19 protein-coding genes and 2 pseudogenes are annotated in these 22,015 nt (G+C 69.1%); 13 read left to right on the forward strand and 8 right to left on the reverse strand.

Translation table 11 applies throughout. From position 1 onward, the window contains the following. The first annotated feature begins 101 nt into the window (after nucleotides 1-101). From aroB to ALI22I_RS55335, 8 genes and pseudogenes are all read left to right on the forward strand, one after another. Nucleotides 102-1,259: a 3-dehydroquinate synthase gene (aroB, locus tag ALI22I_RS04780; RefSeq protein WP_077004322.1), complete on the forward strand. Its 1,158-nt coding sequence runs from the start codon at nucleotides 102-104 to the stop codon at nucleotides 1,257-1,259. Continuing rightward, the gene (locus ALI22I_RS47315; protein ID WP_083751421.1) at nucleotides 1,256-3,394 is read left to right on the forward strand and encodes a TIM barrel protein; all 2,139 of its coding nucleotides are present in this window, start codon (nucleotides 1,256-1,258) and stop codon (nucleotides 3,392-3,394) included. Before aroB ends, ALI22I_RS47315 begins: the two co-directional genes overlap by 4 nt. A 13-nt stretch (nucleotides 3,395-3,407) precedes the next feature. Further along, nucleotides 3,408-4,523: a sugar phosphate nucleotidyltransferase gene (locus ALI22I_RS04795; protein WP_238598104.1), complete on the forward strand. Its 1,116-nt coding sequence runs from the start codon at nucleotides 3,408-3,410 to the stop codon at nucleotides 4,521-4,523. A gap of 183 nt (nucleotides 4,524-4,706) precedes the next feature. Further along, nucleotides 4,707-5,801, forward strand: a complete 1,095-nt coding sequence (locus tag ALI22I_RS04800) for a glycoside hydrolase family 43 protein (RefSeq protein ID WP_202970674.1) — start codon at nucleotides 4,707-4,709, stop codon at nucleotides 5,799-5,801. A 17-nt stretch (nucleotides 5,802-5,818) separates the two neighbouring features. Continuing rightward, a complete protein-coding gene (locus tag ALI22I_RS48615; protein ID WP_143531965.1) occupies nucleotides 5,819-6,010 on the forward strand; it encodes a hypothetical protein in 192 nt (63 codons plus the stop codon). 21 nt (nucleotides 6,011-6,031) lie between these two features. Beyond that, nucleotides 6,032-6,607: an MGH1-like glycoside hydrolase domain-containing protein gene (locus ALI22I_RS47320; RefSeq protein ID WP_083751422.1), complete on the forward strand. Its 576-nt coding sequence runs from the start codon at nucleotides 6,032-6,034 to the stop codon at nucleotides 6,605-6,607. After that, nucleotides 6,607-7,188: pseudogene (locus tag ALI22I_RS04805) on the forward strand (discoidin domain-containing protein); the annotation flags it as partial. The gene ALI22I_RS47320 and the pseudogene ALI22I_RS04805, both read left to right, overlap by 1 nt. Nucleotides 7,189-7,292: 104 nt before the next feature. Next, nucleotides 7,293-7,442, forward strand: a complete 150-nt coding sequence (locus ALI22I_RS55335; RefSeq protein WP_443216893.1) for an RICIN domain-containing protein — start codon at nucleotides 7,293-7,295, stop codon at nucleotides 7,440-7,442. On the opposite strand, the gene ALI22I_RS04810 is transcribed toward ALI22I_RS55335, so the two are convergent. The 6 genes and pseudogenes from ALI22I_RS04810 to ALI22I_RS55340 all read right to left on the reverse strand — a co-directional run. Continuing rightward, a complete protein-coding gene (locus ALI22I_RS04810) occupies nucleotides 7,439-8,437 on the reverse strand; it encodes a TerC/Alx family metal homeostasis membrane protein (protein WP_077004323.1) in 999 nt (332 codons plus the stop codon). The genes ALI22I_RS55335 and ALI22I_RS04810 overlap by 4 nt on opposite strands. Before the next feature lie 1,175 nt (nucleotides 8,438-9,612). Further along, nucleotides 9,613-10,731 (reverse strand): lytic polysaccharide monooxygenase, encoded by a 1,119-nt coding sequence (locus ALI22I_RS55015; RefSeq protein ID WP_083751423.1) that lies wholly within the window; start codon nucleotides 10,729-10,731, stop codon nucleotides 9,613-9,615. Between the two features lie 259 nt (nucleotides 10,732-10,990). After that, on the reverse strand, nucleotides 10,991-12,529 hold the full coding sequence (locus ALI22I_RS04820) for a cellulase family glycosylhydrolase (protein ID WP_143531966.1): 1,539 nt from the start codon (nucleotides 12,527-12,529) through the stop codon (nucleotides 10,991-10,993). A 348-nt stretch (nucleotides 12,530-12,877) separates the two neighbouring features. Beyond that, a complete protein-coding gene (locus ALI22I_RS04825; protein ID WP_077004325.1) occupies nucleotides 12,878-15,322 on the reverse strand; it encodes a glycoside hydrolase family 2 protein in 2,445 nt (814 codons plus the stop codon). 420 nt (nucleotides 15,323-15,742) lie between these two features. Continuing rightward, nucleotides 15,743-17,128: an ROK family transcriptional regulator gene (locus ALI22I_RS50410; RefSeq protein ID WP_179118095.1), complete on the reverse strand. Its 1,386-nt coding sequence runs from the start codon at nucleotides 17,126-17,128 to the stop codon at nucleotides 15,743-15,745. A 408-nt stretch (nucleotides 17,129-17,536) separates the two neighbouring features. Next, nucleotides 17,537-17,593: pseudogene (locus ALI22I_RS55340) on the reverse strand (hypothetical protein); the annotation flags it as partial. 68 nt (nucleotides 17,594-17,661) lie between these two features. Between ALI22I_RS55340 and ALI22I_RS04840 the strand changes: the two are divergent. Both ALI22I_RS04840 and ALI22I_RS50415 read left to right on the forward strand, forming a co-directional pair. Continuing rightward, nucleotides 17,662-17,901 (forward strand): hypothetical protein, encoded by a 240-nt coding sequence (locus ALI22I_RS04840; protein ID WP_202970684.1) that lies wholly within the window; start codon nucleotides 17,662-17,664, stop codon nucleotides 17,899-17,901. Nucleotides 17,902-17,916: 15 nt separating this feature from the next. Continuing rightward, the gene (locus ALI22I_RS50415; RefSeq protein WP_179118096.1) at nucleotides 17,917-18,411 is read left to right on the forward strand and encodes a hypothetical protein; all 495 of its coding nucleotides are present in this window, start codon (nucleotides 17,917-17,919) and stop codon (nucleotides 18,409-18,411) included. On the opposite strand, the gene ALI22I_RS04850 is transcribed toward ALI22I_RS50415, so the two are convergent. Both ALI22I_RS04850 and ALI22I_RS04855 read right to left on the reverse strand, forming a co-directional pair. After that, nucleotides 18,372-19,541 (reverse strand): ROK family transcriptional regulator, encoded by a 1,170-nt coding sequence (locus tag ALI22I_RS04850; protein ID WP_077004327.1) that lies wholly within the window; start codon nucleotides 19,539-19,541, stop codon nucleotides 18,372-18,374. The two genes, ALI22I_RS50415 and ALI22I_RS04850, sit on opposite strands and share 40 nt — an antisense overlap. 238 nt (nucleotides 19,542-19,779) lie before the next feature. Then, nucleotides 19,780-20,151 carry a hypothetical protein gene (locus ALI22I_RS04855; RefSeq protein ID WP_179118097.1) on the reverse strand — a complete coding sequence of 124 codons (372 nt, stop codon included), beginning with the start codon at nucleotides 20,149-20,151 and terminating at the stop codon, nucleotides 19,780-19,782. A gap of 397 nt (nucleotides 20,152-20,548) precedes the next feature. On the opposite strand from ALI22I_RS04855, the gene ALI22I_RS50420 reads away from it, so the two are divergent. Genes ALI22I_RS50420 through ALI22I_RS04865 form a run of 3 tightly spaced genes read left to right on the forward strand, consistent with a single transcriptional unit; the run spans nucleotide 20,549 to nucleotide 21,986 of the window. Further along, a complete protein-coding gene (locus ALI22I_RS50420; protein WP_179118098.1) occupies nucleotides 20,549-20,704 on the forward strand; it encodes a hypothetical protein in 156 nt (51 codons plus the stop codon). Further along, nucleotides 20,695-21,369, forward strand: coding sequence for a hypothetical protein (locus ALI22I_RS04860; RefSeq protein WP_077004328.1), 675 nt, complete (start codon nucleotides 20,695-20,697; stop codon nucleotides 21,367-21,369). Before ALI22I_RS50420 ends, ALI22I_RS04860 begins: the two co-directional genes overlap by 10 nt. Continuing rightward, nucleotides 21,366-21,986 carry a Fic family protein gene (locus tag ALI22I_RS04865; protein ID WP_077004329.1) on the forward strand — a complete coding sequence of 207 codons (621 nt, stop codon included), beginning with the start codon at nucleotides 21,366-21,368 and terminating at the stop codon, nucleotides 21,984-21,986. The genes ALI22I_RS04860 and ALI22I_RS04865 overlap by 4 nt, the downstream gene beginning before the upstream one ends. Nucleotides 21,987-22,015 lie beyond the last annotated feature (29 nt).

Here is a 22,015-nt window from a genome sequence, read left to right on the forward strand (position 1 = left end):
CATCAGTCACGATCCGTGCAACGGTTGTCTACTGAAAGTTACTCTGGCACGGTTGGAATGACAACACGTGCCCTTTTCGGGTGATCCCCGAGAGGAGAACGATGGACCGTCCCGGCTATCAGATCCGTGACAACATCTCCCTCCCCGACAGCCTCGGCCCTGTGCGCGTCGACGTCACACGCGACGACTCGTACCGCATTCACGTGCTGGCCGACGTGGACAGCGCGGTCCGAACGCTCCTGGCCGAACTCGACGACCGCCACGCCGTGGTGATCACCGACCAGGTGGTGGCCGACCTGCACGCGGGGCGCTTCACGTCGGCGCTGGCCGACCGGGGCCTGCTGCTGGGCGTCCACGCGATGCCCGCGGGTGAGAAGAGCAAGTCGCTCACCACCGCCTTCGAGCTCATCGACTGGCTGGCCGAGGTCGACTTCGCCCGCCGCGACGTGGTGGTGGCGCTCGGCGGTGGCGTGGTGGTCGACACCGCCGGCTTCGTCGCCAGCGCCTACATGCGCGGCGTGCCGTACGTGAACGTGCCGACCACGTTGCTGGCCCAGGTCGACGCGGGCATCGGGGGCAAGGTCGCGGTGGACCACAGCGAGGCCAAGAACCTCGTGGGCGCCTTCTACCAGCCCAGAGCGGTGATCTCCTGCCTGGAGCACCTGAGCACGCTGGACGCCCGTCAGGTCCGCTCCGGGCTGGCCGAGGTGGTCAAGAAGGCCGTGATCGCCTCACCGCAGCTGTTCGAGTTCATCGAGGAGCGCGTTGACGAACTGGTGGCGTGCGCGTCTCCGGCGATCGGCGTGCTGGTGCACGCCGCCGGCGCGATCAAGACCGAACTGGTCAGCCGCGACCCCTATGAGGCAGACCTGCGCCGATCGCTGAACTTCGGGCACACCACGGGTCATGCCGTCGAGACCGTCACCGGTTACGGCCCTGTGCTGCACGGCGAGGCCGTCGCGTTCGGCATGGCGGTGGCCGTGGACGTGGCCCGCGACCGCGGGCTGGTCGTGCCCGGGGTGGCCGACCGGATCATCGGGCTGATCCGGCGGCTGGGCCTGCCCGTGACGCTGCGCGAGCTCGCCGGCCAACCGGCCGTCGACGACGTGCTGGCCGCGATGACCAAGATCCGGCAGATCCGCGACGGCAGCCTGCGTTTCGTGCTGCCCGTGGAGCCGGGCACCACGATCATCGCCGAGGACGTCACCGAGGACGAGGTTCGCCGGGCACTGCTGCGCGACCGGACGGCCGCGCCGTGAGCCCGCTGTGGACGTTGGACGCCGGTGGCACCACCACCACCGCCACCGGGCCCGGCGGGCGGCTGCGCAGCGGGTCGGTCAACCCGGCCTCGGTCGGCGACGAGCGGGCGGGCAGCACGCTGCGGTCGTTGTTCGCCGACCTCGGGGCCCGGCTGCGCGGCGAGCCCGCCTTGGGCTGGATCGCCACGGCCACGCTCGACCCGGTCGCTCCCCGGCCCGAGCTGGACCGGCTGCGCGCGCTGGCCGTCGACGCGGGGCTGCGCGGACGGGCGGTGGTGTCCAACGACGCGGTGCCCTGGCTGGTCGCGCCGCCGCTGTCGGGCCGGGGAGCGGTCGTCGTGTGCGGGACCGGGTCGGGGTTCCTGGCCTGCGACGGTGTGAGCGCGCCGACGCGGGTGGGCGGCTGCGAGTACCTGGGCAGCGACGAAGGCAGCGCGTTCGACATCGGGTTGGCCGGACTGCGCGCCGCGGTGCGCGCGGGGGACGGTCGGGGCCCGGCGACCGCGCTCGCGGCGGCGTTCCGGCCGACGCCCGCGCTGTTGGCGCGCGATCTGGCGGCGCGGGCGTTCCCCAAGGCCGATGTCGCCGCCCTGGCTCCGGTGGTGTGCCGGACGTGGCTGGAGGGCGATGACGTGGCGGCGTCCGTGGTGGCGCGTGCGGTGGACGAGCTGGTGGTCGGTGTCGCCGCCGCGGCGCGGTCCGCGGGTTTGGTGGACGGGTACCGGGTCGCGGCGGGCGGGGGTGTGCTGCGGGGCAGTCCCGACCTGCTGGCGGAGTTGGACCGGGCGCTGCGCGCGGCGCTGCCGGTGATCGAGGTCGTGCCGGTGTTCGACCCGGACGACGCGGTGCTGGGCGCGCTCACCGCTTGCGCCCGCGACGGCGACCTCGTCCTGCCGCCCGGCGCCGAGGGGTCCTGCGCCTGGCTGCTGGACCTCGCGCCCGACCGGGTCGTCCCGGCGTCGAGGTCGGGCGATCCCGCACCGGAGGTGTCCGGGCCGGGGGATTCCAGCGCGGAGCCCCGGGTAGCGGAGCCCCGGGTAGCGGTGGTCCCGGAACAACACGCTTCGAGCACATCGACTGCCGGACCGGCGGCTTCCGGGCCGGTGGCGGCTGAACCGGCGGTTTCCGGACCGGCGGAACCGAGGCCGAGCACGCAACGGCCGGCGGTCACCGCGCCCGTGGCGGTGGGGTTGTGCCTGGCCGCGTGGGGTGGCGCGGGGCTGGACGCCGCGATCACCGCCGCCGCCGAGTCCGGTGTGGACGCCGTGGACCTGCCGACCGACACCACTTCCGGGTTGGTCGACGCCGATCGCTGGGCCGACGACGCGGACTACCGGGCCGACCTGCGCGCCGCGCTGCGCCCGGTCGTCGTCACCTGCGTCAGCAACAGCCGCGACGCCCAACTCCTGCTCGGCCCGCACGGCCCGCACACCGATCCCGTGCTGCGCGGCAGCCCGGACGAGAAGCGGGCGCACGCGTTGCGGCACGCCTCGCACGCCGTGCGGATCGCCGCGGACCTCGGCGCCGGGCAGGTCCGGCTCATGCTGGGCGTGCCCGACCTGGCGCGTTGGCTGTCCTGGTGGCACAGCGACGTCGGGTGGGACGACAATATCGCCGCCTGGCGCGAGGCCGCCGATCCCTTGCTCGACCTGGCTGCCGAGCACGGCGTGGAGCTGCTCGTGGAACCCCATCCCAAGCAGGTCGCCCACGACCCGCCGAGTACGCGAACCCTGCTCGACGCCGTCGCCGGGCACCGCGCGTCGGTGCGAGTGTGCCTGGACATCGCCAACATCGCCGCCACCGGGCACGACCCGCTGGCCTGCGTGCGCGGCTGGGGCGCCGACCTGGGCGCCGCGCACGCCAAGGATTTGCAGCGCTGGACCGGCGCGGACGTCCCGACCGGTGCGGGCTGGTCCCGCTACGGGCCCGGACCCGCGATCAGGTTCCGCGCCCTGGGCAGCGGCGACCTGCCGTGGCCCGCGCTGATCGCCGCGCTGCTCGACGAGGACTTCACCGGGGTGCTCTACGTCGAGCACGAGGACGCCCTGCTGCCGCGGCGGCAGGGCGTCGCCAACTCGGTGCGGCTGCTGCGCGCGCTGCTGCCCGACCGCCAACCGCAAGGGAGGACGTGGTGACACCGTGCACGACGTGAGGGCTGCCCTGCTCGCCGGAGGGCTCGGCGAGCGGATGGGCAGGTTGACCGACGACACCTGCAAACCGCTGGTGCCCTACGCGGCTTCGTGCCGCCTGATCGACTTCAGCGTCGACAACGCGGCGCGCTCGGGCATCGACGAGGTGGTGCTGATGTCCCTGCACCGCGAACGCGACCTCATCGACCACATGGTGCGGCACTGGGATGGTTCCGGCATCAAAGTCCACTTCGGACCGCACGACGAGCTGGTCCGTTCAGGCGCGACCGGACGACTGCCCGAGCGACCGCCCGAACGCGGAACCGCGGACGCGCTCCTCGCCAACGCCGAGTACGTGTTCGCCCCCGGAGCTCGCGACGTCCTGGTGCAGCACGCCGATCACGTCTACTCCTTCGACTACGGGCCGATGGTCGCCGCGCACCGGCGCAGTGGCGCGGACGCCACGATCGGCGTGCAGCGCATCGAGCGCCGTTATGTGCGGTTGTTCGGCATGGTGGAGGTCGATGACGACCTGGTGGTGCGCCGGTTGGTGGAGAAGCCCTCCGAGCCGACATCGGACCTGGTGTTCACCGCGTTCTGCTTGTTCCGCGCCGACGTGCTGCGCCACGTGCTGGACGAGCTGGCCGCGTTGGGCGAGGACGGCTGGCAGCACGACATCAGCCGTGACGTGCTGCCGGCGATGATCGCCTCCGGGCGGCGCGTGCTGGCCCACCCGATCAGCGGCTACTGGGCCGACATCGGCACCGTGGAGCGCTACCACGCCGAGCACCTGAAGCTGTTGGGTCGGCCGCACCCGCTGCCGCCGCACGCGCTGCCCACGACACTGGCGGGCCTCACACCGCGCTACGACCCGGAGCTCGACAGCCTGCTGCCGGGCGAACCGCCGCGCGGCGCGGACGTCCGGTCCAGCGTGCTGTTCCCCGGCGCGGTCGTGGAGCCGGGCGCCGTGGTGCACCGGTCGGTGGTGCTGCCGGGCGCGGTGGTGGGCACGGGTGTAGTGGCCCTGGAGACGGTGGTGGGAGCGGGGGAGCACCTGACCGGCTCCCGCACGGGTTTGACTGAACTGGCGCCGGTGCGGCGGCGCAGGCCCAGACGGCCGACGCAGCCTACGTGATGGGGTACTTCAAGGAATCGCTGAACGGTTCGGGCGGCGTCAACGCCGTCCACCTCGCCGTCAGCAACGACGGTCTGGAGTGGACCCCGCTCAACGACAACAACGCCATCCTCACCCCCGACCGCAGGCACCAAGGGCATCCGCGACCCGTTCATCACCCGGCTCAACAACGGCACGTGGGTCGTGCTGGCGACCGACATCCCGGTGGGCGGCTCGTTCACCAAGCCCAACCAGAACATCCACGTCTGGACCTCGCCCGATCTGGTGAACTGGTCGGCCGACCGGCTGCTCAACGTCAACAGCACCAACACGACGTCGTTCAGCTGGGCGCCCGCGGTGCACTGGGACCCGTCGCGCAACGCCTACGGCGTCACGTTCTCGACCATCCCCCCGGGCGGCTCGCACGCGGTGATCTCGGTGTCCTACACCACCGATTTCGTCACCGCGACCGCGCCGGTCGTGTTCTTCGACCCCGGGTCGGCCGTCATCGACTCCCACGTGATCACAGGCGTGAACGGGCTGAACTACCTGTACTACCGCAACGACGCGACCACCGGGATCCTCGGGGCGCGGTCGACGTCACTGCAGCCGGGCAGCTTCACCCGCTACAGCGGCGCGATCGGTGACAACCGGTGCACCGAGGCGCCGACGCTGGTCAAGTCGCTGACCGCGAACAAGTGGTGGCTGTGGGCCGACACCTACTGCCCCAACGCGAAGTTCGACCTGTGGGAGGGCGACCTCGCCGCGCCGACGTGGACCAAGGTCGGCCGGCAGTCCTACACCGCGCCGCTGAACGGCAAGCACAACACCGTCCACCCGATCACCGCCGCCGACCGCGACCGCCTGCTCGCCCGCTACGGCGGCACGAGCTGGAACCGGGTCAAGTCGCTCAACTTCCCGGGCCACTACGTCCGGCACGCGAGCTCGATCGGCCGCATCGACGAGCAGCCGTTCGAGCCGCACCAGGACTCGCAGTGGCGGCTGCGGGCCGGCCTGTCCGACCCGAACGCCGTGTCGTTCGAGTCGGTCAACAGGCCCGGCTACTTCCTGCGGCACCAGGGCTTCGAGGTCAAGCTCATGCAGAACGACGGCACGTCGACCTTCGCCGCCGACGCCACGTTCACCCGGGTCGCCGGTCTCGCGGATTCCTCCTGGTCGTCGTTCCGCTCGGTCAACTACCCGACCCGCTACCTGCGGCACTCGGCCTTCGTGCTGCGCATCGACGAGATCACGAGCGCGACCGGCCGCGCCGACGCGACCTTCCGCGTCGTCTACTGACCCCTGGGGACAGGCAGATGTTCCGCTCACCACGAGCGCCGCGTTGGCGCCGCCGCCGTCCGGCGGCGGCGCTGATGGGGTCCGTGCTCGCGCTCGGCCTCGTCGCGGCCGGCGTCACCACCACGATCTCCCAGGCGCAGTCCTCCGGTCCTGCGGTGTTGGACAAGGCCGCGATCCTGAGCGCCAACGGGCTCGACGAGCCGGAGTGATACACGAACAACATCCCGTTCGTGGACACGCCGGACGACACGATCGACCGCGTCTACTACTACCGGTGGAGCACGTACAAGCGCGCGCTGCGCTACACCGTGCCCGGAACCGGGTACATCTCCACCGAGTACGACAACCCGGTCTGGTACTCGGGCGGCAACACCGCCGGCAGCAACGAGGCGCACTCGGCGCTGGTGGACGCGGCGGGCTACCACATCCAGGACGGGCGCTGGCTGCGCAACCGGGACTTCGCGGGCGACTACCTGGACTTCTGGCTGCGCGGTGGCGGAAACTTCTCCGCGCGCAACTTCAGCGAGTGGATCGCGAGCGCCGCCTACCAGCGGTGCCTGGTCACCGGTGACGACACGCAGCTCAAGGTGTACCTGCCGCAGTTCATCGCGCTGTACAAGAAGTGGGACTCGAACTTCACCAACGACACATCGGTGGGCTGTCGGAGCCGTGGCTCGGTGATGCGATCTTCTTCGAGGAGCCGCTGGGCGTGTCGGCCCCGGCGGGCAACACGTATGCGGGGATGCAGGGGCAGACGATCAGCAAGGGCTGGTTCTGGCACCCTTCAACGCCGACCGAGGGGTTGATGAGCAGGGCGGACATCCTGAACCACCTCGCCGACCTGGAACCGAAGTACACCTCGTTCATCCTCAACTGCCCGCCCAACCGCAACGGTCGCCTGGACACCAACATCGTCAACCGCCTGGCCGAGGTCGGCGCGGCCTGGAACCCGAACACCTCGCGCCCGCCGCTGCCCGTGCAACAGGCGCGTTGCGAGTTCCCGATCACCCCGGTCAACGCCTACGCCACGGGCGCGCGCACGGGCGAGGGGCCGCTCAACGCGATCGACGGGCTCAGCGACGTCCGGTTCGAGACGTGCTGGTCGACGTGGGGCCTGCCGTCGCCGTTGCCCCAGACGATCACGGTCGACCTGGGGGCGGTGTGGAGCAACGTCTCCACCCTCGAATACCTGCCCAAGCAGTGGAACCGTTCCAACTCCACCGACGGCGACATCACCTCGGCGACCATCTCCACCAGCACCGACGGCGTCACGTTCAGCACCGTGGCCACCGCGAACTGGGCCGGCGACCGCAAGACGAAGATCGTCGAGTGGCCGGGTCGCGACGTCCGCCTCGTCCGGGTCCTGGTCACCGCGGCGACCGGTGGCTACGCGAACATCAGCGGCCTGGCCGTCCCTCCGTGGTGTCGCGGTTCCCCGCCGAGAACACCGTGTACCGCCTGCAGGCGCGGCACAGCGGGAAGGTCGTCGACGTGTACCAGGCCCGCACCGCGAACGGGACGGACGTCCTGCAGTGGCCGTGGCTGGGCAACGCCAACCAGAAGTGGACTTTCATCCCGACCGGGACAGCGGTGAACGGGATCCCGTCTTGCGTCGGGGACGACGACATGCGGAACGGCTAGCTCTGGTCGGTGGGGTGGTGTGCGCGTAGCGAGCCGGCGTGGGCTTTCGCCGACGGGTCGTGCTTGGTCTTGATCAGGCTGGCGACGGTCACGATCACCAGCACGACGAGGATCACGCCCAGGCTGACCGGGGTGGGGATCTCCGGCACGCTCTGGTCGATGTCCACGTGCGCCCAGTGCAGGATCAGCTTGACGCCGATGAACGCCAGGATGATCGCCAGGCCGGCGGAGAGGTAGACCAGCCGGTCGAGCAGGCCTTTCACCAGGAAGAACAACGCGCGCAGGCCGAGCAGGGCGAACGCGTTGGCCACGAAGACGATGTAGGGCTCCTCGGTGACGCCGAACACCGCCGGGATGGAGTCCAGGGCGAACAGCAGGTCGATGCCGCCGATCGCGATCAGCACCACGAACAGCGGTGTGAACACCCGTCGGCCGTCGATCCGTGTGACCAGCTTGCCGCCGACGTACTCGTCGGTGATCGGCAGGACCCGGCGGACGGACTTGACCAGGAAGTTGTTCTCGACGTCGGGGTCCTCGTCACGGTGCCGGAACAGTTGCACGGCGGTGAATATCAGCAGGAGCCCGAACAGCAGGAACATGAACGAGAACAGCGCCAGCAGCGTGGCGCCGAGCGCGATGAAGACCGCCCGCATGACCAGTGCCAGCACGATGCCGAAGGTGAGCACCTTGTGCTGGTGCTCGGCCGGCACCGCGAACGTGGTCATGATGATCACGAACACGAACAGGTTGTCGACCGAGAGGCTCTTCTCGACGATGTAGCCGGCGAAGTACTCGGTTCCGTACTGCCCACCGTGCTCGGCCGCGAACCACACCCCGAAGCCGATCGCGACCAGCACGTAGAACACCGACCAGGCGGTCGCCTCGGGGAACCCGACCTGGTGCGGCCGGAGCCAGCCCAGCGCCAAGTCCACGGCGAGCAGCACGAGAACGAGGCCGATGGTGATCGCCCACGTCCAGAAACCGATATCCAGCACGGCAACTCCCGAGTTCCTCGTCCGTCTACAGTGGACGTACTGTACCGGTCCTGGACAAGCCTGTCACCGTTCGGAGGCTCACCTTTACCGGGTCAGGCCTTACACGCTTTCGGTGCTGGTGAGCACCCGCTTCGGCCCGTACCACACGGTTTCCGACCTCGCTGGAGGGTCACGTGAAGGCGTGGACTCATCAGCACGCCGACGAAACGAGACGGAAAGGTCTCATGTGGATGGTTGCCGGAGCGGCATTCGCTGCCCCACTGACGTGCGGGTCAAAGATCTAGTGGTGCACCGTCGTTACGGCACGTTGACCCACCGGTTGGTCCAGTTCCCGGTCAGTTCCCGCGTGGCGTTGGTCCTGTGCGAACTACACGTTGAACCGCTGTGCGACGCCACGATGACGTAGCCGCCAGTCACGTACTTCCCAGTGGATGTGTCCCGCCCGGATTGCGCCCCGAAGCAGCCGAGACGTTCACCGGTCCAGCTGTCCTTCCAAGAGATAGACGCTGCCGATTCCGGCAGGCACGCTCGTCAGCAGGATGTTCTTGGAGACAGCTGCTTGTGCGGGGCGGCGGCGAAGACCAGGCTGCCCACGGCGCAGGCGGCAACGGCAGTCGCAGCGATGCGACCTCGCCTGAATGTTCCTGTACTCATTGTTCCTACCTTGATTCTTGATTGCCGTACGGAGGGCAATGCGAGTCAGGTCTTGGTGCTTGCCCCTCCACTGGAGGGGGGTAAGCACACTCTCGCCGGGAGCCGGTAAGCGCCCGTACAGCAGACGTACAAGGCAGAGCCAACACTGGGACAAAATGTGGTTGGAGTCGCACTGGGTGCACGGGCGTGCGGGTTATCGGTGCTCAGGGAGATGGTGTTGCTGGCCGGGCGTCATGGGCTTCGGGTGTGGATGCCCGAGGCGGGTGGTCTCGTCCCGGTGGACGGTCCGGGGTTTCCGGCGTTGTTGACCGTGTTGCAGTCGGTTGTCCACTCGCCCGCCGTGCGGGGAGCCGGGGCGGGGCGGCGTCGATCGGGTGGACGAGGTGGCGTCCGAGTTCGGCCTTGGGCGCTGGTCGAGGATGCCCATCACCGACGTCCAGTTGTCGGAGATGTCGCCGGTGGTCCGCCACAGGGGTTGCCCGCAGCCCTGCGGCGGCGGGCAACCTCGTGTGGGGCGTGGGTCAGGATGTGGTGCAGGTGAGGGTGGGTGTGCCGGCGGTTCCGGAGGCGACGAACCCAAAGCTCGTGCTCGTGCCCGCGCCCAGTGAGCCGTTGTAGGCGACGTTGCGTGCGCTGATCGTGGATCCGCTGGTGGTCACGGCCGCGCTCCACGAGGAGTCGATCCGTTCGCCGTTGCCGAAGGTCCAGTTCACCGCCCAGCCGGTGATCGCCGTGGTGCCGGCGGTGACGCGTACTTCGGCCTGGAAGCCGCCGGACCACTGGGACGCGATCCGCAGCGTGGCGGAGCAACCCGCCGAGGGATTGCCGGTCGTGGTGGTCGTCGTGGTGGTGGTCGTGGTGGTGGTAGTTGGCGTGGTCGTGGTCGTGGTCGGGCCGGTGCCGCCGTCGGTGAAGTTCACGTCGCTACAGGCGTAGTAGCTCTGGTCGGCGTGACTGGCCTTCCACACCGTGAAGAGGACGTGGTGGCCGGTGCGGCCGGGTGCGTTCACCTCGACCGGTGTCCTGGTGCCGGTGGGGATCCTGCCGGTCTGGCCGACCAGGTCCAGGTCGCTCCACCGCAGTGCCCGGGTCTTGGGGTCGAAGCCCTGTTTGGTGGAGTAGACGCGGATGTAGTCGGCGCCGTGCGAGGAGGTGTCGTTGAGGTTGAGGGTGAACCGGCTGGGGCGGTTCGGGGCGATCCAGGCACCGGGCTTGTCCATGGCGGCGTAGCGACCGTTGAAGGTCAGGCCGCCGCTGCACAGCGTCCCGTCGGGGACGGCGGCCTGGTGGTCGCTGCCACCGCCGTCGCGCAGCAGGCCGTTCCAGTTGTACATGGCGGAGGGATCGGCCTGCCACGCCTGGTAGCACATGGGGTCTTCGGTGGCCATCTGCTGCGAGGGGCCGTTGGGCCAGCGGTGGTAGCAGCCGTAGTGGCGTGACGGCGGGTCGCTCACCGCGCCGTGGGCCGAGGCGCTGCCTGCGCCGAGGACCACCAACAGGGTCGTCAGCAGCGTCAGACAGGCACCGAGGACCGCTGCCGCTCGCCAGACCGTGGTGTTGGCCGGGCGTGAGGCGTCGGTCTTCAAGGTGTCCGGCGGCTGGTGACGTTTGTTGGGGGTGTTGTCCGAGAAGCGATGCATGGGTTTCACCAAATCTCCATTGATCGATGACGTGGGCTTCGCGGTCACGCCGGTAACCCGACGTCCACGGCCAGATCTGGTCCCGCCGCCGCTACCGCCACACCTGCGGCGACGACGGCCGACGCGACGATCACCGGCACCGGGACGGCACCCAAGGGCGCTTCGCATGCACTGCGCTGGGCATGCCTCGTGCTCCTGTAGATGTGCGGGGACCGCCCAGAGGACGCTGCGACTCTCCGGGAGCTCCCAGAGTGATCGGTTACGGGGTGACGTAGGGGTCTTGGCTGAGCAGGTGGGCCTTGAGGCCCTCGCCGACGCCGGGCTCGGGCGTGCCGTTCCAGTCCTTGATGAGCACGGCACCTGTGCTGCAGCCCCACGGGTTCCAGGTCCACGCGAGGTAACCCATGTGGTGCGCGTCGGCCCAGTCCACCAACCGCTGCATGTACTCGAAGCCGCAGTCGTCCTGGCCGAACTCGCCGAGCACGACCGGGACCTGCTGTGCGAGCGGGGCGATCTGGCTGTCCCAGCAGGATTCGGTGACGCAGGCGTTGAAGCTGTAGGCGTGCCAGGACGCGGCGATGTTGTTCAACGGGTCGGTCGGCTTGTGGGCCAGCCACTCCCGCGTGTCGTTGGCCCACTCCAGGCCGCCCAGCATGAGGATGTTGGTCGCGCCGGTGGCCCGCACCGCGTCGACCAGGTCCTGCATGCCGGCGGTTTCATAGGGAAGGCCGGTGCAGGTGCCCCCATCCCGCCAGCACTGCCAGCCCAAGGTCTTGTTCCAGTCGCTGGCGATCTCCGGGTACGGCTCGTTGAACAGGTCGAAGACGACGGCGTTGTTGCCCTTGAACGCATTGGCGACACCGGTCCAGAACTGCGGGGCGTACCGCGCGTCCGGCATCGGTTTCTGGCACGTCGCGTGCTCGTCCTTGCAGTGCCAGTCCGGCCCGTTCGTGTAGGCGCCCCAGGTCCAGTGCAGGTCGAGGATCACGTTGATGCCGTTCGCCACCAGCAGATCCACGTAGTCCTTGACGTTCTGCTGGTAGGTGGCGCCGCCGGGCGAGCCGTTGACGTCCAGCCAGCACTCCTCGTTCAACGGGATCCGCACCGCGTGGATGTTCCAGGTCTTCATCGCGTCCACCGACGCCTGGTCCACCGGACCGCCGTCCCACATGCCCTTGCCCTGTACGCAGGCGAACTCGCCGCTGGAGCGGTTCACCCCCAGCAACCGGTACGGCTTGCCGTCCGCGGTGACGATCTTGTTGCCGGAGACGCGCAGCGCCGGTGCGGGACCGTCGACCGGCGGAGTGGTCGTCGTCGTGGTCGTGGTCGTGGTGGTGGTCGTCGTCGTCGGGTCGGTGCCGGTGCACGCGGCACCGTTGACGGCGAAGTCCGTCGGCTTGGCGTTGCTGCCGCTGTAGGAGAAGTTCGCCCCGGTACTGACGCTGCGACCCGCCGGGATGGTGCCGTTCCAGCTCATGTTGGTCACGGTGACCTGCTTGCCCGTCTGGGACCAGTTGCCGCTCCAGCCGTGTTGCAGGGTCTGGTTGCCGGCGTAGGTGTAGGTCAGCGTCCAGCCGCTGACCTCCGATGAACCGAGGTTGGAGACGGTCACATTGGCGCCGAACCCACTGCCCCAGTCGTTGGTCGTGTAGTCGACCCGGCACGCGAACGCGGCCGCCGCGCTCGCGTCACTCGCCCACGATCCGCCCGCCGCTGCCATCAGAACCGTGGAAGCGATGGACCCCGCAGCAGCCAACGCGGCGAGCGCGGTGCGGCGTTTCCTGACTCTTCCCAACATCAGCACTCCTTTGTGCAGGTGACGTTCAGCCCGCCGCCGTGTCTTCCGGAAGCGTTCAACAGGTAGGCAGGGCCGCTGAATTGGGGGTGTGCCGCTCCGGGATAAGTACCTACACCTACCTGGGAGCGCTCCCAGAAAGACCGTAGCGAAGATGTTGCAAAACTTGAAGACCCTCGGCACGGAAACATCCCGGGCGTTCCGTTGCGCCAACCCGACTTGCCGGATCGGCATTCGTAAAATCGGTCGTCAAATCCCGGAGTCGTGGCCGAACGAATCAACTGCGTTTATCGGCTCCGAACTCCGGGCGCACGGGTATGAACTTCTCGGCTCACTCCGGTTGCGCGTGGTTCACGAGACGCCCGACGCTGACGTGTTGGCGCAGCGAAGCACGCGCGGATGCAGCAAAGCTGCCGGTTCGTGCAACTTCTCCGACGTGCGCACGATGAAGTGGTGTGCTTCGCCGGCGGTCAGCGAGATGAGCATGTCGTCGACGACCGCGTCGGCGGCCACCTTGTCGGCCAGCAGGCTGAGGTCACGGACGTACGAGGTGGCCCGCACGTCGACGCGGTACCCACCGGCTGCGGGTGTGACGGCGGCGGTGAATGGCTCCGGGTGGTAGCGGAGGTCGAGGTCTTCGCCGAACAGGTGGTGGGTGCGGACGCCGCCGGCGGTCGCGACCAGCACTTCGCTCTTCGGGTCGGTGGGTTCGAGGAGGTCATCGGCCAGGTCCAGCAGCGCGGTGGATCGAGGCGGCACGCTGAGCCGCAGTTCGGCGGTGGCCAACACCTCGCCGGCGAAATCCTGTCGGGTCACGTGCACCGCGCCCGCCCAGGGTTCGTCGTGGTCGTTGATCGCGACCAGGGTGGGCCTTTCGCCGCGGAGCTGGACGGTCAGCAGCCGTGGCGCGAACGCGTGCTTGAGGGCGTAGTAGAGGGGCTTGGGGCGCTCGTCGCTGTCGACGGCGGACCACGAGGTGACCGGCCAGCAGTCGTTGAGCTGCCAGACCAGGGCTCCCGCGGTCCGCGGCCACCAGGAGCGGTAGTGCTCGATGCCGAAGGCCACCGCGCGGGCCTGGTTGAGCTGGGTCGCCCAGTGCCACTGCTCGAAGTCGGTCGGCACCGGCAGGTGGGGTGCGAGGCCGCGGTCCAGTTTGCCGTTGCCGTCTTCGGCTTTCTGGTGGAGCAGGAACGCGGGCGAGGTGGGCGTCAACGGTTCGTCGTGGACCCATCGGGTGAGGGTGGCCCAGGTGGGTGGCCCCTGAAAGCCGAACTCGGCGCAGAACCGCGGGACGTGGTCGCGGTAGTGCGTGTAGTCCAGGGCGTTCCAGACGTCCCAGTCGTGGCGGGTGCCGTGGTCGGCGCCGTTGGGTGGCAGGTCACCGGGGCTGTACGGGCTGCCCGGTGCGTACGGGCGGGTGGGGTCGAGTTCCTCGATGATCTTGGGCAACAGTTCGTGGTAGTAGCCGCCACCCCAGGTTCGTCCCTCCAGGCCGTCTTGCCAGCCCCAGTCCGTGTAGGCGGGGAGGTTCTCGTTGTTGCCGTTCCACAGCACGAGGGACGGGTGGGCGACCAGGCGGGTGATGTTCTCCCGGGCCTCGGCCTCGACCTCCCCGAGCAGTGGCTCCTCTTCGGAGTAGTAGGCGCACGCGAACGGGAAGTCCTGCCACACCATCACGCCGCGTTCGTCGCAGGCGTCGTAGAAGTCGTCGGTTTCGTAGATGCCGCCGCCCCAGACCCGCAGCATGTTCATGTTCGCGTCGACGGCCTGGTCGATCCGGCGGGCGAGCCGCTCGCGGGTGATCCGGGTGAGGAAGTGGTCGTCCGGGATCCAGTTGGCGCCCTTGGCGAAGACGCGCTTGCCGTTGACGACGAAGACGAACGGGGTGCCGGACTCGTCCGGTTCGGTATCCACGGTGACGGTGCGGAACCCGATCCGGCGCCGGACGGTGTCCACCTGCCGGCCATCGGCCAGCAGCGCGACGGTCAGGTCGTAGAGCGGCTGGTCGCCGTAACCGACCGGCCACCACAACCGGGCGTCCGGCACGAGCACGGTGACGTGCGCGATGTCGCCGGTGATCGTCATTCGTTCCGTGCGGTCGCCGACCGTGACCAGCGCGGTGTAGTCGCGATCCGCGGCGCGGTCCAGTTCCAGGTGCACGTCGACGCGGCCGGTGCCGTCGGCGTCGACGGTGACGAGCGGGCGCACCCGGGCCAGACGGGCGGTGTCCCAGCGTTCCAGCCGTACGGGTTTCCACAGGCCGGCGGTCTGCAGGTCGGGTCCCCAGTCCCAGCCGAAGGAGCAGGCCATCTTGCGGATCGCGTTGTAGGGGTGTGGGTACGCCCGTTGGCGCCAGCCGAGTTCGGCCTCCGCCTGCTCGGCGTGGGTGAGCGCGGACCGCAGCGTCACGGTCAGGTCGTTGCCGCCGTCGCGCAGCGATCGCCCGACGTCGAAGCGGTAGCCGCGGTGCATGTTGGCGGTGCGGCCGAGCACATCGCCGTTCAACTCGACGGTGGCGACGGTGTCGATGCCATCGAAGACCAGTTCCACTCGCTCACCGACCTGCGGCGCCTCCGCCTGGAACGTCGTCGAGTACTGCCAGTCGACGCGGTGCAACCAGGTCAGCGCCGCCTCGTTGCGGTCCAGGTACGGGTCCGGGATGAGGTCCGCGGCCATCAGGTCGAGGTGGGTGCTGCCGGGTACCCGGGCGGGCACGTCCCGGTCGGCGAGGACCTCCGGCACCGGGCCTCCCACGGCGCGCAGGCGCCAGCCGTCGTGCAAGTCCGAGCGCGTCATGGCAGCCCTCTTCCTCGTTGGTCGACGCAGGGTCGGAGATCACAGAGATAGTTACTCAGGCAGGTGAAGTAAGTCAATAACCTGGGCAGACGAGCATGAGGTTCGCCGTGCCCTCGCTGGCCGGTCGGCGGCCATCCGCTGGTGACGGCTTATTGAGGCAACTTAATAATCTCGCAGGCAACTGTCATGGCACGCCTGGTGCAACACGTCAAGGAGGACGTAGTGATACGTGTCGAGGAGTCCCGGCGCGGGTGACACCGGAGGGCGGTCACCACCCGGCACTTCGCCGACGACACCCGCCCTCTACCGCGGCGGATCGTCCAGCGCGGTCCGGCCGACGAGATCATCCCCGACCCCCGACACCCGCACACCGGACTGCTCGCCGCGCCGCCGCACCGCACGAGCACCGAAGGCGAATGGTCAGGGTGCCTCGCCCGCGCCGGCGGGCACCGGCCGCGCCCCGTCCTCGGAGCGGCCGTGGCCGAGTGTCAGCTCGCTCTGCAGGACGAGAACCGCCCCGCCGATCGCCGCCGCGTCCGACCCGTTGACCGACGGCACCACCCGCACCGGATGCGCCCGCCGAGCGAACAACCGGCGGTCCAACTGCTGTTGGATCACCGCCTGGTAGATCGAGCCCGCCACCGCGAAGCTCTGTCCGGCCAGGACGATCACATCCAGGTCGAACAGGGTCGCCACGGTGACCGCGGCATGACCGAGGTAGCGCGCCGACCGCTCGACGAGTTCACGGGCCTCGGGATCGCCGGCGTTCGCGGCTGCCGCGATCCGCGCGAACTCGGTCAGGACGTCATCGCCGGCCGGATCGAGCGCCAGCCGTCGGGCGAGTCCCGGTGTCGCCAACGCCTGCCGGACCAGAGCCGACGGGCCGGCGTAGTTCTCCAGGCACCCGACGTTGCCACACGGGCATTCGTCGCCGTGGACGTCGATCGAGATGTGGCCGATCTCCGCAGTGTTCGACGAACTGCCCCGATACACCTCACCGGCGACCACCACCCCGCCGCCGATCCCGGTGGCCATGTAGATGCAGCCATAGGTGCTGTGCGGGTCCACCGCACCCATCCAGTACTCGCCGATGGCGGCCGCCGCGGCGTCGTTGTCGAGCACCACGGGCAGGCCGAGGCTCTCCGCGAGGCGCCGCGCGACGGGGTAGTCGCACCACTCCTCGGTGGGCTGCGGCGTCAACAGCACACCCGCACGCCGGTCCTGCGGACCGTAACTGACCAGGCCGACCCCGAGCACCTTCTCGCGGTCGACAGCCGCCGTCGCCAGCAGGGCGTCCACCTGCGACGCCACCAGCGGCAGCGCACGCTCCGGCGGCATCGACGCCACGCCTTGGAACGAAGTCCGGGCCACCGGTCGTCCAGCCAGGTCGACGACCACGATGACGCACGTGTTGCGCTCCAGTTGGACTCCCACGCCGTAGCGGGCCGGCGGGTTGAGCTGGACCAGCGTGCGCGGCTTGCCGCCCGTCGGCGCACCACGACCGGCCTCGACGACCAGACCGTCGCCCAGGAGTTCGCGAACGACCTCGGAAATCGTCGCCCCGGTCAGACCGGTTGCCGTCGCGAGCTCCACCCGGCTGATCGAGCGCGCAGCCCTGATCACGTCCAGAACCAGGCCGCGCGTCTTCGGTCGGCTTGCCCAGACCGGGCTCCTCGCCACGGATTCCTCCTCCACCCCGCTACTTTTCCAGGCTACTTTACTTACGCCTTCTTCCTGCTCATTCGCGCCGTCGATGGCGGGCCGGCGGCACGGCGGCGCTGGCGTCGACAGGACCGGGCGGATCATCCTGCCGCCTGGACGACACCAGCCATGCCCGAACCACAACCAGGGCCAAATGACTTTGCCGGACCCTGCCTCGAATGGGCGAATGTCCCTCTCAGGCGATCTTTCACGGAGCGGCCCCCGAAGTGATCGGGCGGACATCCAGAGGGCGATCAGCCCGTCGCTGAACAGGAACTCCCATTGCGGACCGGACCCCGGCGGCTTTTTCCGGCTCCGGCTGCGTTCGGCGGGGGCAAGGCAGTCTTCGGGCATTCGGTCCGCGCGGCTTGGGCGGTGACCGTGCGCAGCAGTGACCTGCTCAGGGTGATCGCGCCGAAGAGGATCGCGGCGCCGACGGCGAGGCAACCTTTTGGTGCCGGACAGACTGGCATTGCTGAGATCCGCGCGGGTGAGGTCGGCCTTGTGCAGGAGCGCCTCGTCGAAATTGCAGCCGATGAGGAGGGTATGGGAGAGGTCGGCCTTGGTCAGGTCCGCTCCGGCGAAGTTCGTTCCGCTGAGCTTCTGCCACGCCGGCGCTGACCGAGTTGGCCGCCGGGGTGGACCTGCTGCTGGCTGAGGCGACCCTGGCGCAGACCGACGTCACCGGGCACGGTCACCTGTCCGGCGCGGACGCCGGGTGCGCGGCGGCGCAGGCCGGGGTGGGGCGGCTGGTTTTGACACACTTCGCCTCGATCGAGCCGGAGTGGCTGCGCGGCCTGGTGAAGGCGGCATCGGGTGAATTCACCGGTCCGGTGACGCTCGCCGAGCCCGGCCTCACCATTGAGGTGAGGGACTGAGCCGCCGTGGATCACTTGGGTTTCGAGATCGGTCAACCTCGGCACGACGGCCCGGTCGAAGAGCCGGAAGACCTCTTGGGCCAGCCGGCGGTGCGCGGAGTTCGGCGTGTGCGCGACGAGTCTCGCCAGGTGCTGGAAGTGCTGGACGTCCCACACCAGCACCCGCCGGTCGGCAGGATGCGTGAATCCCGCGAGCGCCACGTCGATCCGGCCCAGCATCTCCCCTGCCTGGCCGAGCTGGTTCGCGTCCGGGTCCGCCCCCGCCCAGACCGGGCCTTCCACGAAGTCGAACACCCGCAGGATTCGAGTTCCACCGTGGTTCTTCTCGACGACCAGGCTGTCGTTTCCGTCGACGGTCGGCTTCACCCGCTGGACCGGCAGCTCGGGCGCCGCGCCTTCGAGAAAGCGCATCGCGGCGGTCTGCAGGGCGACGACGGTCTCTTCCTCGGCGCACGTCGGTGGCGGCGGACTCAGAAAGCGGGGGAGGGCTGCTCCGTGTGCTGCCCCTGACGACGCGCGTCCAGCACCGCGTCTCGCAGCCGGCACTGGGCGATCGTCAGGCACGCGTACACCGCGCCACGTGCTGTCGACAGGCCGAGCACCTGCGTCGCGACCGTCAGCTTCGGGACCGCCGGAAGGCTCTCGCCGAGACGTTTGCGCACCTCGGGAAGGACTTCGTCGACGAGCGGGCGCAAGCGGCCCACGAAGTAGACCGAGTCCGGGTCCAGTGTCACGACGGCGGCGCTGACGGCGGTCACGATCGCCGTGGTGAACGCTTCCAGGATCTCGGCGCGGGGCGTGTCGTCGTGTGGTTGCAGCCAGAGGTCTTCGATGTGTTCCAGGTCGAGTCCCCGGTCGCGGCAGAACCGGAGCAGGCCCCTCGTGCTCATCAGGCCGTCGAGGGTCTCGTCGTCCACTCCGGAGGGCAGCACGCCGATGTTGCCGAAGGCGGGCGTGCGCCCGTGGGCGATCTCGTGGTCCGTGCAGGCTGCGAAGTTCAGGATGCTGCTGACGCTGAAGAGCGCGGCGTCCCTGACGGTGACGTCATCGGTGAGGATGTCCAGCAAGGACGCGTTGGCGTCGCCGTCGAGGAGCACGGGAACGCCGAGCAGATCCTCCAGGGCGCGCTGGAGAGCGGAGCCTTCGACGAACTTCATCGACTCCGCCGGCCCGAAGATCTCGGCGCCGTCGCGGACCCGGCCGGGTACCGCGACGACGATCTGACGCAGCGGTCCCTCGGCCGGTTCGCTGACCCCGGCGATCAGGCCGGCCAGCCACTCGGCCGCCTCGCCGATGTTGTCGAGGCCCGCGGTGGGAACGATCACGTGCTCGATCTCGCGACCCCTCAGGTCGGTCGCCAGGGCACCGGTGGTCTGCGCGCCGAAGCTGATGCCGACGACGTGCCCGGTCGTGCCGGGTATGTCCAGATAGGTCGGCGGACGGCCGCGACCTGCGACCGCGTCGACTCCGCGGTCCACGACGAAGCCGTCTGCCCGCAGCGCCTCCACCGCTCTGGACACCGTCGCCTTGCTCAAGCCGGTCAGCTCGATGAGCTTGTTCCGCGTCAACGGAGCCTGCGCGAGGACCACGTCGAGGACAGAGGCCTTGTTGTAGTCACGTGCTGTCGGATTGATCGTCACGGTATGACGATATCAAACGTTTCAGTTTGGAACTGGAACGAAAGGTCCGACCAGTCGCGAGGAACTCCGACGAAGCAGGACTGAAGCTACCTGCGGATGGCGTCGACGCCCAGTCGGCACTCGTCCTCACGCAATGGCAGGAGAGCTGCACCGGACGTGCCGGCGGTTCGTAACCCAACCGCTTCAGGTTGGCGAGTACGGAAACCGTCCGTGCGGTGAGGAGGGCATCGTCGTGTTCTTAGGCCTGGGCCTGCTCGGCGGTGTAGACCGCGTGGAACGGCGCACCGAGCTTCTCCACGTTGCTCATCACCTGACTGTCGGCCGCGTTGCTCAGGATGACCAGGGGGTAGCGGGAGGCCAGAGCCCGCAGCGCGTCCGGAACCTCGGGGTACGGCCCCCACGTGGGGACCGCGTCCACGATGGCCTGGCCGTCGGCCTCCCGGTACGGGAGCTCGAAGCGCTCCAGGGTCTTCCGCAGCGAATCGTGGATCACCTCGGAGAAAGGCTTCCAGGGGCCCAGGACCTCGTCGAGGCGCTGCCACTTGAAGCTCTTGATGAAGTCGTCCATCTGGTCAGCCGGAACGACGTCTGCGAGCAAAGTGCGGGTCATGGCCGCAAGCTGCCAACGGATCAGTGTCCCGTGCATGTCGAACGTGATGTATTTCGGCTCGAAGTCGATCATTAGCGTTTCTCTCTCTTCTCTTTCTTGGCAGGACGCTCCGGCGGAAGGGGGTGCAAAGTCGTCACCCCTCGGATGCGAGGACGACACGCGCATTCACGCTGTGTGATCAGTACCGTCGGCGTGGCGCAAGGAGCCGGTGGAGTTCGGCTCCGGTCACGGGGTCATCTGGTCGACCGTGACGGCAACGATCACCTGTGGACCCGCGCGACTCGCCCGTTGACGGTCCGTAGCGGACGGCCTAGCGTCTGTCACCGTCACTGGTCGAGCCGGGAGACGGCCGTGTTGATCACCCGTGCCGAGGGTGTGTCGGGTTTCGCATCAATATTTGGCGACGTTGTGGCGCGACAACGGGTTGGGGTCGCACCGGCAGGGTCCGTTCGCGCTCGGCAAGGACCCCGAGTTCGCGGACAAGGTGGCCGACGGAGCCGGCGGGATTCGACTTCCTCCCCTGACGTTGGGCACACTGCGCTGGTGGACCTGACTTGGGACGAGGTCGATCCCCGGAGGCATCCGTTCGACAGTTCCTCCGCACTCGCGGTGATCTCCCGACTCGAACCCGACGGTGACAGGCCCACCCGCCCGGCGGGCAGCGTCGTCTCCGCGCCCGACCTCCGCTGGGAGGGTGCTGAAGGCGGCCGCTGGCTCGGCGCGATGGCCGAGGCCATCACGGCGCGGTTCGGACGCTGGGCCGTCGGCTGGCAGTGGACCCGCGTGGACGGTGGGCCGGTGGTGCGCGGCTGGTGCTGCTCAACCCACTCCCTGACCACCCCTGCCGAGACCCTGCCCCGGATCGCCGACGCCCTGTGCGACTGGCGGGCGTGGCTGGAGGACCTGGCCGAGCGCTTCGACCGCTTCCCGCTGGGCGATCTGCCGGACGAGGAGCGCGAGGGCGCCTGGGAACGCGCCACCGTTCACCTGGTCACCCATGTCGTGGCCCGCGTGGAGGCCCACGACGCCTGGTACGACCACTGCGAGCAGGTGCTCACCTGGTTCCTGACCCGCTGGGGTGTGCCGGCGGACCGTGCGCGGACCCTCGTCGAAGAAGCGATCGGCGGCCGGTTCGGCAGCTGGGTCGAGCCAGACGGCAAACTCGTTCAGGACGTCGCGGAACACCTCGCCGTCACGATCGAGATCGACCGGCTGTGACCGTGCCCGACCACCTGCGGACCTGGCTCGCGGTAAGGGAATCCGTGTCGTGGTACGAGGTCCGCCCGTGCGACGAGAGCCCGTCGACCTCGGCCCGCGACGGCGCCGTGCACGACATCCGCACGTACGACCACGCCCGCTCCCCCGAACGTGCCGCGCGTCTGCTGGCGGCACTCGATCAGGCCCGTACCGATGCCGCGGCCGGCACACCGCTCAGTTTCGCCCTGCTCAGTGCCTGGCAGCGCCGGGTGCTGGGCGTGCCGCACGCGCCGTTCCGGGTTCATCCAGCGTTCGCCAGGAAGGGTCGTGAGCGCTACGGCCTCGTCGACTCTCGACGGTTCGAGACCTGTCTCGGCGAGTGCGGTGACCCAGTCATCCCACTCGCCGCCCGAGCCGCACGCGTGTACCTCGACATCTGCTTCTTCCACCCGTTCGACGACGGCAACGCCCGGTCGGCGTTCCTGGCGCTGGACTTCGTGCTGACCCGCGCCGGTATCACCATCGGCCAGGTCGGTCCCCTCCGCAGGTTCCCCCGCCGCGCCGATGACGCCGGCGGTGCGCTCGTGTTCGCGGATCTGGTTTCCGTACTGATAACCGCGAAACCGGCGGACCTCTGACCTGTCAATCCCCTTGAATCGTGGAGACG

The organism is Saccharothrix sp. ALI-22-I (assembly GCF_001984175.1).
Classification (GTDB): domain Bacteria; phylum Actinomycetota; class Actinomycetes; order Mycobacteriales; family Pseudonocardiaceae; genus Actinosynnema.